12 protein-coding genes are annotated in these 16,843 nt (G+C 72.1%); 6 read left to right on the forward strand and 6 right to left on the reverse strand.

Annotated elements, in window-relative coordinates; translation table 11 throughout:
• Positions 1-36: 36 nt before the first annotated feature.
• From JQN83_RS09570 to JQN83_RS09580, 3 genes are read right to left on the reverse strand one after another with little or no spacing between them, the layout of a single operon-like run.
• Complete coding sequence (locus JQN83_RS09570) at positions 37-978, reverse strand: carbohydrate ABC transporter permease (protein ID WP_307799128.1); 942 nt, start codon at positions 976-978, stop codon at positions 37-39.
• The gene (locus tag JQN83_RS09575) at positions 975-1,955 is read right to left on the reverse strand and encodes an ABC transporter permease (protein ID WP_244252070.1); all 981 of its coding nucleotides are present in this window, start codon (positions 1,953-1,955) and stop codon (positions 975-977) included. Before JQN83_RS09575 ends, JQN83_RS09570 begins: the two co-directional genes overlap by 4 nt.
• Before the next feature lie 10 nt (positions 1,956-1,965).
• The gene (locus JQN83_RS09580) at positions 1,966-4,350 is read right to left on the reverse strand and encodes a beta-xylosidase/alpha-l-arabinosidase (RefSeq protein ID WP_208566706.1); all 2,385 of its coding nucleotides are present in this window, start codon (positions 4,348-4,350) and stop codon (positions 1,966-1,968) included.
• A 281-nt stretch (positions 4,351-4,631) separates the two neighbouring features.
• Here JQN83_RS09580 and JQN83_RS09585 point away from each other — a divergent pair, with 281 nt between their 5' ends.
• The 6 genes from JQN83_RS09585 (at position 4,632) to JQN83_RS09610 (ending at position 12,724) form a co-directional block, all read left to right on the forward strand.
• Positions 4,632-5,672 (forward strand): LacI family DNA-binding transcriptional regulator, encoded by a 1,041-nt coding sequence (locus JQN83_RS09585; protein ID WP_208566707.1) that lies wholly within the window; start codon positions 4,632-4,634, stop codon positions 5,670-5,672.
• 15 nt (positions 5,673-5,687) lie between these two features.
• Positions 5,688-6,686, forward strand: a complete 999-nt coding sequence (locus JQN83_RS09590) for an acetylxylan esterase (protein ID WP_208566708.1) — start codon at positions 5,688-5,690, stop codon at positions 6,684-6,686.
• Positions 6,687-7,221: 535 nt separating this feature from the next.
• A complete protein-coding gene (locus tag JQN83_RS09595; protein ID WP_208566842.1) occupies positions 7,222-8,334 on the forward strand; it encodes a cellulose binding domain-containing protein in 1,113 nt (370 codons plus the stop codon).
• 85 nt (positions 8,335-8,419) lie between these two features.
• Positions 8,420-10,468 (forward strand): family 43 glycosylhydrolase, encoded by a 2,049-nt coding sequence (locus JQN83_RS09600; RefSeq protein ID WP_208566709.1) that lies wholly within the window; start codon positions 8,420-8,422, stop codon positions 10,466-10,468.
• A gap of 80 nt (positions 10,469-10,548) precedes the next feature.
• Positions 10,549-12,075, forward strand: a complete 1,527-nt coding sequence (locus tag JQN83_RS09605) for a family 43 glycosylhydrolase (RefSeq protein ID WP_208566710.1) — start codon at positions 10,549-10,551, stop codon at positions 12,073-12,075.
• 184 nt (positions 12,076-12,259) lie between these two features.
• On the forward strand, positions 12,260-12,724 hold the full coding sequence (locus JQN83_RS09610; protein WP_208566711.1) for a PaaI family thioesterase: 465 nt from the start codon (positions 12,260-12,262) through the stop codon (positions 12,722-12,724).
• Between the two features lie 130 nt (positions 12,725-12,854).
• Here JQN83_RS09610 and JQN83_RS09615 read toward each other — a convergent pair whose 3' ends face one another.
• The 3 genes from JQN83_RS09615 to fabF are packed head-to-tail and all read right to left on the reverse strand — an operon-like array spanning position 12,855 to position 16,830.
• The gene (locus tag JQN83_RS09615) at positions 12,855-14,468 is read right to left on the reverse strand and encodes a beta-ketoacyl synthase N-terminal-like domain-containing protein (protein WP_307799129.1); all 1,614 of its coding nucleotides are present in this window, start codon (positions 14,466-14,468) and stop codon (positions 12,855-12,857) included.
• Entirely contained in the window at positions 14,468-15,553 is a 1,086-nt protein-coding gene (locus tag JQN83_RS09620; protein ID WP_208566712.1) for a branched-chain amino acid aminotransferase, read from the reverse strand. The genes JQN83_RS09615 and JQN83_RS09620 overlap by 1 nt, the downstream gene beginning before the upstream one ends.
• Positions 15,550-16,830, reverse strand: a complete 1,281-nt coding sequence (fabF, locus tag JQN83_RS09625) for a beta-ketoacyl-ACP synthase II (protein ID WP_244252072.1) — start codon at positions 16,828-16,830, stop codon at positions 15,550-15,552. The genes JQN83_RS09620 and fabF overlap by 4 nt, the downstream gene beginning before the upstream one ends.
• Positions 16,831-16,843 lie beyond the last annotated feature (13 nt).

Here is a 16,843-nt window from a genome sequence, read left to right on the forward strand (position 1 = left end):
GGTGGTGTGGGGGTGCGGTGGAGTGGAACGGTCGGGCTACCCCTTGACCGCGCCGAGCATCACGCCGGACACGAAGAACCGTTGGATGAAGGGGTAGACCGCGAGGATCGGCAGGGTGGTGAGCACGATGGTCACGGCCTGGATGGTGGCCGCCGCCTGCACCGCGTCGGACTCGGCGACACCGCCGGCCGACTGCGCCCCGGTCGCCCCGGCGATGAGGTTGCGCAGGTAGACCGTGACCGGGAGCAGGTCCTGCTGGTCCAGGTAGAGGAACGCGGTGAACCAGGAGTTCCAGAAGGACACCGCGTAGAACAGCAGCATCGTGGCGATGATCGCCTTGGACAGCGGCAGCACGATCCGCAGCAGGGTGCCGTACGTGCTGAGCCCGTCGACGGCGGCGGCCTCCTCCAACTCGACCGGCAGGCTCTCGAAGAACGCCTTCATCACCAGCAGGTTGAACACGTTGATCGCGTTGGGCAGCACCACCGCCCAGATGCTGTTCTTCATCCCCAGGCTGGTGATGAGCACGTAGTTGGGGATCAGCCCGCCGGAGAAGAACATGGTGAACACGGCGATCCCGACGAGCACCCCACGCCCTCGGAGCTGGTGCTTGGACAACACGTACGCGTAGCAGGTGGTCAGCACGATCGAGATGGCGGTGGCCACGACGGTGTAGACCACGGTGTTGCGGTAGTTGGTCCAGAACATCGGGTCGGACATCACCAGCCGGTAGGCGGTGAGGTTGAAGCCCTGCGGGACGAGGTTGACCTTGCCCGCGATGATCGGCGCCTCGTCGCTGAGCGACCGGGCCACGATGTTGACGAACGGGTAGAGCGTCACGATCACCACGAGGGTCAGCACGACCCCGTTGACCGCCTGGAACACCCGGTAACCCCGGGTGGGTCGGATGCCCCGGGACCGGCGGGCCCGCACGGGTGGTGTCGTCTTCGGGCCGGCCGTGCCGGGGGCCACGGTCACCACAGGCTCGTCCCGACCGTACGCCGGGAGATGGTGTTCGCCCCGAGGACCAGGATCAGCCCGATCACCGCCTCGAACAGGCCGATGGCGGCGGCGTAGCTGAAGTTGCTCGACTCGAAGCCCAACCGGAACAGGTACGTGGAGATCACGTCGGCGGTCGGGTACGTCAGCGGGTTGTACAGCAGCAGGATCTTCTCGAACCCGACGGCCATGAAGGTGCCGATGTTGAGGATCAGCAGGGTCACCATCGTCGGCCGGATCCCGGGCAGCGTGACGTGCCAGGTCTGCCGCCACCGGTTGGCCCCGTCGATGCGGGCCGCCTCGTAGAGGTTCTCGTCGATGGTGGTGAGCGCCGCCAGATAGAGGATCGTCCCCCAGCCGACGGTCTGCCAGACCTCCGAGGAGACGTAGATGGCCCGGAACCAGCCCGGCTGCTGCAGGAACGGCACGCCCTCGCCGCCGAGACCCCGGACCAGCTGGTTGACCGAGCCGTCCATCGACAGCAGCTGCATCACCATCGCCGCGACGATCACGATGGACAGGAAGTGCGGCAGGTAGGACACCGACTGGACGAACCGCTTGAGCCGGCGGGCCCGGACCTCGTTGAGCAGCAGCGCCAGCACGATCGGCAGTGGGAAGCAGAACAGCAGGGTCAGCGTGCCCAGCACCAGGGTGTTGGTGAACACCTGCCAGAAGGTGGGGTCGGCGAGGAACAGCCGGAAGTACCGCAGGCCCACCCAGTATTCGCCGAACACGCTGCCGCCGGGGCTGAACCGGCGGAACGCGATCACGTTGCCGATCATCGGCAGGTAGCGGAACACCAGGAAGAACAGCAGCGGCACGACGGCCAGCGAGTAGAGCTGCCAGTCCCGACGCAGGGACCGCCGCCAGGACCGTCGGCGACGGCGTCGCGGGGCCGGGTTCGCCGCCGCCTGTCCCGGGGTCGCCGGGGGCGGCCGTAACGTCTCGGATGTCATCCTCGGCCTCCTATCCGGCGTGCTGGCCGGTCGCGACGGGCTCGACCCGTACCGACGTGAGCAGGTGCCGCTGGACGCCGACCTGACGTTCGTCGCCGGTCAGGCGCAGCGGCAGGGTCGCCGCGGTGTCGCCGCTGGAGCGGCCGAACCGCAGCTCGACGTCGCCGGGTTCGACGATGCGCCGGCCGTCGCGCCCGGTGAACGAGGTGAGGTCGGCCGGCACGGTGAAGCTGACGTGCGCCGCCGCGCCGGGGTCCAGCGGCACCCGGGCGAAGCCGACCAGCCGGACCACGGGCCGGGTGGTCTGCGCGACCGGGTCGTGCAGGTAGAGCTGGACCACCTCGGTGCCGGCCCGGTGCCCGGTGTTGCGCACGGTGATCCGTACCGTCGTCTCGCCGTCGACCGGCCAGGCCGGCGGCCCGTCGACCGGCCCGACGCCCGGCACCACCGGGTCGGTCCACGCGAAAGTGGTGTAGCTCAACCCGTGGCCGAACGGGTACGCCGGGGTGGGGTCGATCGAGGAGACCTCGGAGCGTCGGCCCAGCGGCGGCGTCAGGTAGGTGCCCGGCAGGCCACCCGCGTCGCGGGGGACGCTGACCGGCAGCCGCCCGGACGGGTTCACCGCGCCGGTGAGCACCTCGGCGAGCGCCTGGCCGCCGCGCTGGCCGAGGAAGAACGCCTGGACGACGGCGGCGGCCCGGTCGTGGTCGGGGCCGAGCGCGTAGGGCCGGCCGGTCATCAGCACCAGGACCACCGGCGTGCCGGTGTCGAGCACGGCCCTGACCAGGTCGGCCTGGACGCCGGGCAGCCGCAGGTCGTCGGCGTCGCAGCCCTCCCCGGAGGTGCCCCGGCCGAACATGCCGGCGCGGTCGCCGACGGCGAGCACGCACACGTCGGCCGCCGCCGCGGCGGCGACCGCCGCCGGGATGCCCGAGGTGTCCCCGTCGGTGATGGCGCAGCCCGGCTCGTGCACGAGGCCGGGAACCAACCGGGTGAGTTCGTCGCGCAGCGAGGGGATCTCCAGGCCCAACCCGTGCTCGGGGTGCCGGACGCCGACGTGGTTGGGGAAGGAGTAGCAGCCGAGCAGGGCCATCGGGTCGTCGGCGACCGGGCCGACCAGGGCGACCCGCCGGTCGGGGGCGAGCGGCAGCACGCCGTCGTTGCGCAGCAGCACCACCGACTCGCGGGCCAGCCGGACGGCGACGTCCCGGCTGGTCTCGTCGTCGAGGCGTAGGTTTTCCACGTCCTCGGGCAGTTCCTGCCAGTCCGCGTCGAGCAGCCCCAGCTCGATCTTCTGGATCAGCACCCGGCGCAGCGCGCGGTCGATCAGCGCCTCGTCGATCTCGCCGGCCCGCACCGCCGCCACCAGCGGTTCGCCGAAGGCGTCCACGGTGGGCAGTTCCACGTCGATGCCGGCGCGCAGGGCGAGTCGGGCGGCGTCGGCGGCGTCGGCGGCCACCCCGTGCAGGGTCTCCAGGAACCGCACCGCGAAGTAGTCGGCGACGAGGGTGCCGGTGAACCCCCACTCGTCGCGCAGCAGCCGGGTGAGCAGCCCTTCGTCGGCGGCGACGGGCAGGCCGTCGATCTCGGCGTACGAGTGCATCACCGAGCGGGCCCCGCCGAGGCGCAGCGCCATCTCGAACGGCGGCAGGATGACGTCGGCCAGCTCCCGGTGGCCCATCGACACCGGGGCGAGGTTCCGGCCGCCCCGGGAGGCGGAGTAGCCGGCGAAGTGCTTGAGGGTGGCGACGACACCGGCCCGTTCCAGGCCCCGCACGTACGCCGCACCGGTCGTCCCGACCAGGTAGGGATCCTCGCCGATGGTCTCCTCGGTGCGTCCCCACCGGTAGTCCCGGGTGACGTCGAGTACCGGGGCGAGTCCCTGGTGGACGCCGGCGGCCCGCATCGACCGGCCGATCCGACCGGCCATCTCCTCGACCAGCGCGGGGTCGAAGGACGCGCCCCAGCCCAGCGGGGTCGGATAGACCGTGGCCCGCCAGGCGGCGAACCCGGTGAGGCACTCCTCGTGCACCTGGGCCGGGATGCCGAACCGGCTCGCCGCGGCGATCTGCGCCTGGGAGGCGGCCAGCGAGCGGGCGCCCACGACGGGGTCGACCGGCGCGGTGCCGAACGGTCGGGTCAGTTGCCCGAGCCCGTACCGGATGATGTCACTCCACGGCGGGGCCCCGTCGATCATGTCGGCCTGGTGCGGGGCGACCCCCTCGCCGGATGCCTCCGCGCCGACCCAGACCCCGACGAGCTGGGCGATCTTCTCCTCCAGCGACATGACCGGGACCAGCGCGTCGGCCCGTTGCGCGGGTGAGCGTCGCGGATCCCGCCACGGCTGGGTGTCCTGGGGCGTCGGGCCGTCGTCGACGGGCACCTGACTTCTCATGCCACACCTCTCACCATCGACCGCTCCCCCGCCCGCGCCGAACTGACCGACGCGGTGTGCCGGCGGAGGGTTCGAAAATTTCGTAAACAGCGCGTTACCTTTTTCGGGCAACTTAGGAGGCATCCCGGAGACTGTCAAGGGTCTCAAATGCGACATCCGGGAGCGCTCTTCCCGCAAAGGGCATTCACCCCCGTCAAAATCTTCCATCGACGCCGATCCCGCTTTCGCAGCCGACGTGCTAGAGTCCTCCGAAACTTTCGGAAGTGCCTGGTGAGGCTTCGATGACCGCGTCCCGCCCGCTCACCCCACAGTCCTCGGCCACCATCGCCACCATCGCCGAGGAGGTCGGCGTCTCCGTGGCGACCGTCTCGAAGGTGCTCAACGGGCGTGCGGACGTCGCCGCAGAGACCCGGGCGCGGGTCGAGGAGAGCCTGGAGCGCCACCGGTACCGCCGCCGCATCCGCCGGCAGTCGCCCGGCATCGACCAGATCGACCTCGTCTTCCACGAGTTCAACTCCGGCTGGGCGATGGAGATCATGAGCGGGGTGGAGGCGGTGGCCAGCGCCGCCGGGCTCGGCATCGCCATCTCCCAGCTCGACGGGGAGCACCGGCCCGCGCCCCGCCGGCTGGACGCCCTGATCGCCCGCCGACCACTGGGCCTGCTCTTCGTGCTCTGCCACCCGACCCCGTCCCAACAACTCCTGCTGGCCGAGCACCGCATCCCGTTCGTGGTGGTCGACACCGACAGCGCGACCTCGGCGTCGGTGCCGACCGTCGGGTCGAACAACTGGAACGGCGGCCTGTTGGCCACCCGGCACCTGATGGAGTTGGGGCACCGGCGGATCGCCGTCATCTCCGGCCCCCGGGACGTGCTGTGCAGCCAGGCCCGCGCCGCCGGCTTCCGCTCCGCGCACGACCAGTTGGGGCTGGCCGTGGACGTCGACCTGGTGCGCTACGGCAGCTTCTACGTCGACGGCGGGCACGCCCACGGGTTGGAGCTGCTGGCCGGGCCCGACCGGCCCACCGCGATCTTCGCCGGCTCCGACCTGCAGGCCATCGGCGTGCTCCGGGCCGCCCGCCAGCTCGGCCTGCGGGTGCCCGACGACCTCTCGGTGATCGGGTACGACGACCTGCCGGTGGCCGGTTGGACCGACCCGCCGCTGACCACCGTGCACCAACCGCTGCGGGACATGGCCGGCACCGCCACCCAGATGCTGCTGGAGCTGGCCCGGGGTGGCTCCGTCGCGACCAGCCGGATCGACCTGGTGACCGAGCTGGTCGTCCGGGAGAGCACCGCACCACCCGCCACCACCCGCCCCTGACCACCCGAGGAACCCATGTCTGCCACCGAAGACCTGCGGCGGTACACGCCCGCTGTCGTCGAGCCCGCCGACTTCGACGCGTTCTGGCGTACCACGCTCGCCGAGGCGACCGCCCGGCCGGTGCTCGTCGACGTCCGCCCGCACCGGACCGACCTGCGCCTGGTCGACACCTGGGACGTCACCTTCGCCGGTTTCGCCGGTGACCCGGTGCGGGCCTGGTACACCCGCCCGGCCGGGGTCGACGCCGCGCTGCCCGCCGTGGTCGAGTACGCCGGTTACGGGCGCGGCCGGGGCCTGCCGCACGAGCGGCTGACCTGGCCGGTGGCCGGGTACGCGCACCTGCTGATGGACAACCGGGGCCAGTCCGGGCTGCACGGCGCGGGCGACACCCCGGACCCGCACGGATCGCCCGGTGGCCCGTGGCCCGCCACCTGGGGCATCCTCGACCCGTACGACTACCACTACCGTCGGCTGATCACCGACGCGGTCCGGGCGGTCGATGCCCTGCGCGCGCTGCCCGGGGTGGACCCGGCCCGGGTCGCCGCCGTCGGCAACAGCCAGGGCGGCGGGCTGGCCCTGGCGGTCGCCGGCCTGCGCGACGACCTCGCGGCGCTGCTGACCACCGCGCCGTTCCTCTGCGACGTCCAGCGCGGGATCGAACTGACCGACGCCGCCCCGTACGGTGAGATCGCCAGGTACCTGGCGGTGCACCGGCAGGTCGAGGAGGCTGTCCGGCACACGCTGTCCTACGTCGACGGGGTGACCTTCGCCCGACGGGCCACCGCGCCCGCGCACTTCGGCATCGGCCTGCGCGACAACGTCTGCCCACCGGGCACCGGCTTCGCCGCCTACAACCAGTACGGCGCGGCGAACGGTCGGGAGGGGACACCGGCGCGGCAGCTGCACACCTACCCGTTCAACGGCCACGAGGGTGGCGAGGCGTGGCAGGTCGAACGGCAGCTGCGCTGGCTCGACGCGCTGCTGGTGGGGGGCACCGAGCACGCGGCGCGGTGACCGGCGGTCGGCCCGCCCGAGCCCGGTCGCCGCGTCCCGCCCCCGGCACCCGGAGGGTGGTTCGTCCGGTCGGCAGCTCACCCGGGCATCGTCACTCACCGATGTTGCTGATGTTAGCGATAACACGATATGGTGCATCCCGGCGGGAGCGCAGGGCACGCTCCGGCTGTGGATCACCGGTTCGTCCACGTCGCGACCGGTGGCCAGCGGCACCTCACGGCGTCCACGACCAGTGACGAGTCCGGGATCCTGGCCGTTGCGCGTGGCGCACCGTCCGCCCATCACCCCATGCAGATCCGCCGGGAAGCGGTGGTCGGTCCGCCCCGCGAGCCGGCGTCCGGGTGGTGCCGACGCACTCCTTCGTCCACCAGCCGGACGAGCCGGCGACCCCCGGGACGGTCGCCGTGCTGCACCGTCCGCACCGCCACCCCAGGGAGTTTTCATGAGCGGCACGAGCTGCCCGAACGCCGGGCCACCCCCGTCCGACCGATCCCACCTCGTCGACGCCGCCCCCGCCGGCCGACGCCTGCCCACCATGCGTCGGGGCCTGCGCCTGCTCGGCCTGGCCACCGCGGCCCTGGTGGCCGCGGTCGCCACCGGCGCCGTGGTGACCGCACCCGCCGCCGCCGAGTCCAACGGCGGGGTACGGGTGATGCCCCTCGGCGACTCGATCACCGACGGGTTCAACGTCCCCGGCGGCTACCGCATCGAGCTGTGGCAGCGGATGGTCGCCGACGGCTACCGGGTCGACTTCGTCGGGTCGATGTTCAACGGTCCGTCCAACCTGGGCGACCACGACCACGAGGGCCACTCCGGCTGGACCATCGCCCAGATCGACGCCAACGTGGTGAACTGGCTGCGGAACACCACCCCGCGTACGGTGCTGCTGCACATCGGCACCAACGACATGTACAACGCCTCCGGCGCCCCGGCCCGGCTCTCCACCCTGATCGACAAGATCACCAACACCGCGCCGAACGCGGACGTCTTCGTCGCCACCATCATCCCGCGCAACGGCACCGAGTCGGCGGTGCGCACCTTCAACGCGGCGATCCCCGGGATCGTGCAGAGCAAGGTCACCGCCGGCAAGCGGGTGCACCTGGTGGACATGTTCAGCGCGGTGGGCACGGCCGACCTGGCCGACGGCATCCACCCCAACGCCACCGGCTACCGCAAGATGGCCACCACCTGGTACAACGCCCTGCGCGCCGTGCCCGGCAGCCTCGGCGGCAACACGCCGACGACCCCGCCGACCACCGCCCCGCCCACCACGCCGCCGCCCACCACCCCACCGCCGACCACGCCGCCGCCGACCACCCCGCCGCCCTCGGCGGGTTGCCGGGTCGCGTACACGGTCAACGCCTGGAACTCCGGTCTCACCGCCTCGATCAGCGTCACCAACACCAGCAGCACGGCGGTCAACGGCTGGGCACTGGCGTTCACCCTGCCCGGTGGGCAGACCATCACCAGCGGCTGGAACGCCACCTACACGCCGACGAGCGGGGCGGTGACCGCGCGCAACGTGTCCTACAACGGCACCATCGCGCCGAACACCTCGGTCGACGTCGGCTTCCAGGCCGAGCACACCGGCAACACGGCCCGACCGTCCTCGTTCACGCTCAACGGCACCGCCTGCACGGTCGCCTGACCCACCGTCCGGCACCGGCGTGCCCGCACGCCGGTGCCGGACGCCTTCCACCACCGACTCCCACCACCCCCAGTAGGAGTAGCGCATGCGACTCACCAGAAAGTTGCCGGCCCGGGTGTTCCTGGCCGCCGGCCTGATCGCCGCCGGAACAGCCGTCGCCCTGCCGGCCGAGGCCGCCGCGGCCGGCTGCTCGGTCGACTACACCGTCTCGTCCGAGTGGGGTGGTGGCTTCGGCGCGAACGTGGCCATCACCAACCTGGGTGACCCGATCAACGGTTGGACCCTGACCTGGTCGTACGCGGCCGGGCAGCAGGTCACCCAGGCGTGGAACGCCACCGTCACCCAGTCCGGCGCCCAGGTGACCGCCCGCAACGTCAGCTACAACGGCGCCATCGCCACCGGAGCCAACGTGTCGTTCGGGTTCAACGGCTCGTGGAACGGCAGCAACCCGAAGCCGACGAGCTTCACCCTCAACGGCGTCACCTGCACGGGCGGCACGACCACCCCGCCGCCCACCACACCCCCGCCGACCACCCCACCGCCCACCACCCCACCGCCGACGACCCCGCCCCCCACCACTCCGCCGCCGACCACACCGCCGCCCACGACGCCGCCGCCGGGACAGTGGCCGCCGTCGTCCACCTTCAGCAACCCGGTGATCTGGCAGGACTTCGCCGACATCGACATCCTGCGGGTCGACGACACCTACTACTACTCGGCGTCCACCATGCACTACTCCCCGGGCGCTCCGGTGCTGCGCTCCTACGACCTGGTCAACTGGGAGTTCGCCGGCCACTCGGTGCCCAAGCTGGACTTCGGTCAGAAATACGACATGTCCGGCGGCCGGGCATACGTCAACGGGATCTGGGCGTCATTCCTGGGCTACCGCAAGAGCAACAAGACGTTCTACTGGGGCGGTTGCATCGACTTCAACAAGACCTACATCTACACCGCGCCGTCGGCCGAGGGTCCGTGGACCCGGCACACCACCCTCAACAGCTGCTACTACGACGCGGGTCTACTCGTCGACGACGACGACACCATGTACGTCGCCTACGGCAACTCGAACATCAGCGTCGCCCAGCTCTCCGCCGACGGGAAGACCCAGGTCCGCTCGCAGCAGGTGTTCACCACCCCGTCGAGCGTGGGCACCCTGGAAGGCGCGCGCTTCTACAAGCGCAACGGCAGCTACTACATCTTCCTCACCCGACCGGCCAACGGGCAGTACATCCTCAAGGCGTCCAGCCCGTTCGGGCCGTACACCATGCAGCAGGTGCTGCTGAACCTGCCCGGACCGATCTCCGGCGGCGGGGTGCCGCACCAGGGTGGTCTGGTGCAGACGCAGAACGGCGACTGGTACTACATGGGCTTCCAGGACGCCTACCCCGGCGGCCGCGTGCCCGTGCTCGCCCCGGTCACCTGGAACTCCAGTGGCTGGCCGGTGATCCAGCTGGTCAACAACGCCTGGGGCGGCTCGTACCCGTACCCGAACGTGCCCCGGCCGCCACGCCAGGTCAAACCCATGATCGGCACGGACACCTTCGCCGGCACCACACTCGGCCCGCAGTACGAGTGGAACCACAACCCGGACGACACGAAGTGGTCGGTCAACAACGGGCTGCGGCTACAGACCGCGACCGTGACCAACGACCTGTATTCGGCGCGCAACACCCTGACCCACCGGATCCAGGGGCCCCGGTCGACCGCCACCATCGAACTCGACTACTCCACGATGCGCGACGGTGACCGCTCCGGCCTGGCACTGCTGCGCGACCAGTCGGCCTGGATCGGGGTGCGCCGGGACAACGGCGCGACCAGGGTCGCCGTGGTCAACAACCTGACCATGGACAGCAAGTGGAACACCACCAACACCGGCACCGAGGTCGCCGGCGCCGGCATCTCCGGTGGCAGGATCTGGTTGCGGGCCACCGCCGACATCACCCCCGGATCGGGTCGGCAGGGACGCTTCTCCTACAGCACCGACGGGGTCAACTTCATCTCGCTCGGCCCCGCCCTCACCTTCAACAACGCCTGGCAGTTCTTCATGGGCTACCGGTTCGCCATGTTCAACTACGCCACCAGTTCCCTCGGTGGCGCGGTGACCGTCCGGAAGTTCGACCTGGCCAAGTCGTAGGACCCGTCCCACCTCGCCGGCCGACCACCCCCGTGGTCGGCCGGCGAGCCGTATCCCCCACCTCCGACAGGAGCACCCCCATGTCCGCCTCACACCACCCCCGGTCGGCCGTCCCGCCGTACCCGCACCCGCCCGCCACCGCACCCCGCACCGACCTGCCGCCCGCCCGCCACCCCGGCCGGGCCCGGACGGCGGCGCTGATCGTGCTGACCCTGCTGGCCACCCTGCTGACCGCCGCCGCCCCGGCCGGGGCGGCCCCCGCCGTCCGGGTCACCAACCCGCTGGTCGCGCAGCGCGCCGACCCGCACATCGTGCGGCACACCGACGGCTACTACTACATGACCGCCACCGCCCCCGAGTACGACCGGATCGTGCTGCGCCGGGCCACCACCCTCCAGGGCCTGTCCACCGCACCGGAGACGGTCATCTGGCGGCGGCACACCAGCGGGATCATGGGCGCGCACATCTGGGCCCCGGAGATCCACTTCATCGACGGCCGGTGGTACGTCTACTTCGCCGCCGGCGCCACCGACAACGTCTGGGCGATCCGGATGTACGTCCTGGAGGGCACCGGGGCGAACCCACTGACCGCCAGTTGGGCGGAGAAGGGGCAGATCCGTACCCCCTGGGAGACCTTCGCGCTGGACGCGTCGACGTTCGTCACCAACGGGGTGCGCTACCTGATCTGGGCGCAGGCCGAGCCGGGCATCGCCACCAACTCCAACCTCTACATCGCCCGGATGGCCAACCCGTGGACGCTCAGCGGAACCCCCACCCGGATCGCCGTGCCGACCCTGGAGTGGGAGATGCGCGGCGGGGTGAAGGTCAACGAGGGGCCGACCGTGCTGCAACGCAACGGCCGGATCTTCCTCACCTACTCGGCCAGCGCCACCGACGCCAACTACTGCCTCGGCCTGCTGACCGCGTCGACCGGCAGTGACCTGCTCCGGGCGTCGTCCTGGGTGAAGTCGCCGCAACCGGTCTTCACCAGCAACGCCGCGACCGGCCAGTGGGGGCCGGGGCACAACTCGTTCACCGTCTCCGAGGACGGGCAGAGCGACATCCTCGTCTACCACGACCGCAACTACCGGGACATCAGCGGTGACCCGCTGCGCGACCCCAACCGGCGCACCCGCGTCCAGAAGGTCTACTGGAACGCCGACGGCACCCCGAACTTCGGCATCCCGGTGCCCGACGGGGTCACCCCGGTCCGGCTGCGGTCGGACAACCAGCCCGACCGGTTCGTCCGGCACTGGGAGTACCGGGCCCGGCTGGAGGCGAACGTGACCAACCTCGCCGACTCGCAGTTCCGCCTGGTGCCCGGCCTGGCCGGCGGCAACACGGTCTCCCTGGAGTCCACCAACTTCCCCGGCTACCACCTGCGGCACCGCAACTGGGAGGTGTGGGTCGAGCGGGACGACGCGTCGTCGACGTACCGCGCCGACGCCAGCTTCGTGCAGCGGCCCGGCCTGTCCAACGCCGCCGGGGTGTCGTTCGAGGCGGTCAACTACCCCGGCCAGTACCTGCGGCACAGCAACGGCCTGCTCTATCTGCGGACCGTCACCGACGCCACCGGCAACGCCGACGCCACGTTCGTGCTGGAGTGACCGCCGCCCGCCGGGCCGCCCCGACACACGGGGTGGCCCGGCGGGTGTCGTCCACGGTGGCCGGCCTGCCGGGCCGGTGGGCCGTCGGGCCGGACGGACGGGGCCGTCCGGGTGGGCAACCCGCCACGTCAGGGTGACCGTCCGGGGACGGAGCGCTACCCGGTCATCGCCTATAGTGGCGTCCATGGCTAGCCGAGCGGTGATGTCGGTCGATGAAGCGCGGGCCTGGCTCGCCGAGGTCATCTCCGGGGCCGAGCGCCTGCACCTGGAGTCGGTCGACGACGGGCGGGTCGTCTCGGTGACCGGCCCCGACTGCCTCGAACTCCGCCTCGACGGCACCATCTCCGGGCCGGCCACGTTCTGGGCGATGGACCTCACCGGCTTCGTCGCGGTCACCGTGCTGATCGGCCCGACACCCGCGATGGTCCTGGCGCACAGCAGCATCAGCTTCCTCGAACCCGCCGAGCCCGGCGAGCTGCGGGTCACCGCCGAGGTGATCAAACTGGCCAGCCGGTCGGCGGTGGTCGACGCCCGCGCCAACGACCGCCGGGGCGTCCTGGTCGCCGCCTCCACCCTGCACTTCGCCCTGCCGTCCCGGGCCACCCGGGCGGCCCTGCGCGCCGAGCACGCCGTCCGGGCCGGCGGCTGACCCGTCCACCCCTGCCCCGGCCGGGACACCGGCGCGTACACCGTCCGGACGGGCCGCCGGTGGATCCGGCCCACGGCGGGGGCACCGGTCCGCCCACACGTCGACAGCCCCGTCCGGGTCACCGGGCGGCTCAGTCCGGGCGGTCCACCACGTGGGTGCGCCGCTGCCAGGGGTAGGTCGGCAGCGCGGTCACCGCCCGGCCCTTCGGCATCGGCACCGGATCGTCCGCGCCGAGCACCCGCACATCCGGATGGGCGGTGCCGGCCGCCACCGCCGTCAGCGCCGCCACCGCCTCCACCGGCCCGGACGCCCGCACCCACACGGCGTGCGCCAGCCGGGTCCGCCCCCCGGCGGCGGTGCCGGCGAACGCCGGATAGTCCGCCGCCGGCAGTGCGGCCAACCGGTCGGCATAGCGGCGGGCCACCTCACTCAGCGCCGGCCCGGTGGCCGCCGACACCGGGAACCCGTCCACCGACGACGGCGCGGTCGACGGCACCGGCGGGGCCGGCGACAGCACCGCGAAGGCGTTCGTGCCGCTCATCCCGTACGAGCTGGTCGACGCGCAGGCCCCGAACCCGCCGTCCCAGGCGACCGGGGCGACCGGGATCTCGATGCCGGTGCCGGTGAGGTCGATGCGGGGGTTGAGGGTGCGGAAGTTCGCCTGCGGGGCGATCGTCCGACGCTGGAGGCAGAGCACCGCCTTCACCAGCCCGAGCACCCCGGCGGCGGACTCGGTGTGCCCGATGTTGCCCTTCACCGAACCCACGTACAGCGGCGGGCCGTCGGCACGACCGAGCGCCGCCGTGATCGCCGACATCTCTGCCGGGTCACCCAGCGGGGTCCCGGTGCCGTGCGCCTCGTGGTAACCGACCTCCGACGGGGTGATCCCGGCGGCGGCCAGCACCGTGTCGATCAGCCCCGACTGGGCGGACACGTTCGGCGTGGTGAACGTCGCCGTCCGGCCGTCGTGGTTGATGCCGGTGCCGCGCAGCACCGCGAGCACCCGGTCGCCGTCGCGCTGCGCGTCGGCCAGCCGCTTCAACACCAGCATCGCGCAGCCCTCGCCCCGGACGAACCCGTTGGCGTCGGCGTCGAACGGGCGCGACCGGCCGTCCGGCGACAACGCGCCGGTCTGCGCCACCGACCGGGTGGTGCTCGGTGCGAGGATCAGGTTGACCCCGCCCGCGACCGCCGCGTCACAGTCACCCGCCGCCAGCGCCCGCGCCGCCGTGTGCACCGCCACCAGCGACGACGAACAGGCCGTGTCCAGCGCGAACACCGGACCCCGCAACCCCAGGGTGTACGCGACCCGCCCGGCGGTGAAGCTGTGCCCGTTGCCGATCGTCCAGTACGAGTTGGGGTCACCCGTCAGCCACTGCCGGTAGTCCCGGCCGGTCACCCCGACGAAGACCCCGGTGCCCCCGGCGACGGTGGCGACCGGGATCGCGGCGTCCTCGAACGCCTCCCACACCACCTCCAGCAGCAGCCGGTGCTGCGGGTCGAGGACCCGGGCCTCCCGGGGCGAGATGCCGAAGAACTTCGCGTCGAAGTCGAACACGGAGTCGCAGTAGCCGCCCCGGGTGACCATCCCGTCCCACTGCGTGCCGAACCCGGCCCGGCGGTCGTCGGGCAGCTCGCCGGTGAGGTCCCGGCCGGCCAGGATCGCCGACCAGTACGCGTCGAGGCTCGACACCCCGCCGGGCGCACGGACCGCCATCCCGACGACCGCGATCGGGGTGGGCACTACAGCACCCGACGCATCCAGCCGTGGGTGTCGGCAGCCCGGCCGGACTGGATGTCGAGCAGCCGCTCCCGGAACTGCTGGGTGTACTTGCCCGGTGCCCCGTCGCCGATGGTGAGGGCGAAGTCGTCGCTCTTGAGCCCGATGATCGGGGTGATCACCGCTGCCGTACCGGCGGCGAACGCCTCCGTCATCGACCCGTCGGCGAACCCGGCCCGCATCTCGTCCAGGTCGATGGTGCGCTGCACCGGCTCCAGCCCGTGCTCGGCGGCGAGGGTCAGCACGCTGTCCCGGGTCACCCCGTCGAGGATGGTGCCCAGCCCGGGGGTGAGCAGCTGGTGGTCGCGGGTGACGAAGAAGACGTTCATGGTGCCCGACTCGTCGATGCTGCGCCGCCCCTCACCACCCAGGTAGAGCACCTGCTCGCAGCCGTGACCGAGGGCCTCCCGCTGCGGGGCGAGGCTGGCCGCGTAGTTGCCGCCGCACTTCGCCGCGCCGGTGCCACCGATCGACGCCCGGCTGTAGGTGGTGCTGACCCAGAGCGTGACGCCGGTGACCCCGTTGGGGAAGTACGACCCCGCCGGGCACGCCAGCACGCAGTAGGTGACCTGCTGGGCGGGACGCACCCCGAGGAACGCCTCCGAGGCGAACATGAACGGGCGCAGGTAGAGGCTCTGCTCACCGCCGTACGGCGGGACCCACGCCTCGTCGGCGCGGACCAGCGCGGCCACGCTCTCGACGAAGGTCTCCTCGTCCAGCTCCGGCAGGACCATCCGGCGGGCGGACGCGGCGAACCGGCGGGCGTTGAGCTCCGGGCGGAACAGCCAGACGCTGCCGTCGGCGTGCCGGAACGCCTTGAGCCCTTCGAGGATCTCCTGCGCGTAGTGCAGGACCGCCGCGCCGGGATGCATGGTGAACGGCTCCAGCGCACCCACCCGGTGGTCGTGCCAGCCGGCGTCCGGCGACCACACGGCGGTCGCCATGTGGTCGGTGAAGTACCGGCCGAACCCCGGGTCGGCGAGGATCTCCTCCCGGGTCTGCGGCGGAGTGGGGTGGTCGGTGGGGACCAACGGGAACTGCGCGGTCATCCGGGCTCTCCTCGCGACGGGGTTTCGGTGAACACGACGACGCAGTTCTGCCCACCGAAGCCGAACGCGTTGGTGAGGGCCGCCCGCACCGGCGTCTCCCGGGCCTGGTGGGGCACGTAGTCCAGGTCGCACTCCGGATCGGGCTGGTGCAGGTTGACCGTCGGCGGGACGATGCCCTCGCGGATCGCCAGCGCACACACCATCGCGCCGAGGGCGCCCGCCGCGCCGATCAGGTGACCGAGCATCGACTTCGGGGCGCTGACCGCGACCCGGTCGGCCGCCGCGCCGAGGGCCGCCCGGATCGCCACCGTCTCGGTCAGGTCGTTGGCCTTCGTCGAGGTGCCGTGGGCGCAGACGTAGTCGACCTGGTCGGGGCGCACCCCGGACCGGTCGAGCGCCTGCCGGATCGCCTCGGCGGCGTACACCCCGCCGGGGCGGGGAGCGCTGACGTGGAACGCGTCGCTGGTCAGCGCGCCACCGGCGACCGTCGCATACGGGGTGGCACCCCGGCGGCGGGCGTGCGCGGCGGACTCCAGCACCAGGATCACCGCGCCCTCACCGAAGACGAAACCGTCCCGGTCGGCGGAGAAGGGCCGGCTCGCGCCGGTCGGGTCGTCGTTGCGCTGGGACATCGCCCCCATGCTGACCAGACCCGCGAACATGGCCGGGGTGATCGCCGCGTCGGTGCCACCGCAGATGACCACGTCGGCCTCCCCGGCCAGGATCAGCCGGCGGGCGTCGAGCAGCGCGTACGCGCCACTGGCACAGGCCAGCGCGCTGGCGTTGACCGGCCCGTGCGCGCCCACCTCGATGGCCACCTCACAGGCCGGCATGTTGGTCAACGAGGACGGCACGAAGTGCGACAGGGGCGCGGTCGGGTCGGGGGCGAGCAGCCCGCGTACCGTCGCCTCGACGGTGTCGAAGCCGGCGACGGCGGCGTTGACGACCACACCGACCCGGGCGGCGTTGTCGGCGTCGACGGTGAGCCCGGCGTCGGCGACCGCCTCGCGGGTGGCGACCACCGCGAACTGGCTGAACCGGGCCATCCGTCGCAGCTGCTTGCCGGAGAAGTGCTCGGCCGGCTCGAAGCCGCGCACCTCGGCGGCGATCCGGGTGGGCAACGCGGCGGCGTCGAACGCGGTGACCGGGCCGACGCCGGACTTGCCGGCCAGCAGGCCCTGCCAGGTGCTGTCCCGGTCGAGACCCAGTGGCGTGACGGCACCGATGCCGGTGATCACGACGTCGTCGGTCACCATCTCGCCGTCGCCCCCCAGCATCCCGCTCCGGCTC

Origin of the sequence: Micromonospora antibiotica (assembly GCF_017599305.1) — a bacterium.
Taxonomy (GTDB): domain Bacteria; phylum Actinomycetota; class Actinomycetes; order Mycobacteriales; family Micromonosporaceae; genus Micromonospora; species Micromonospora antibiotica.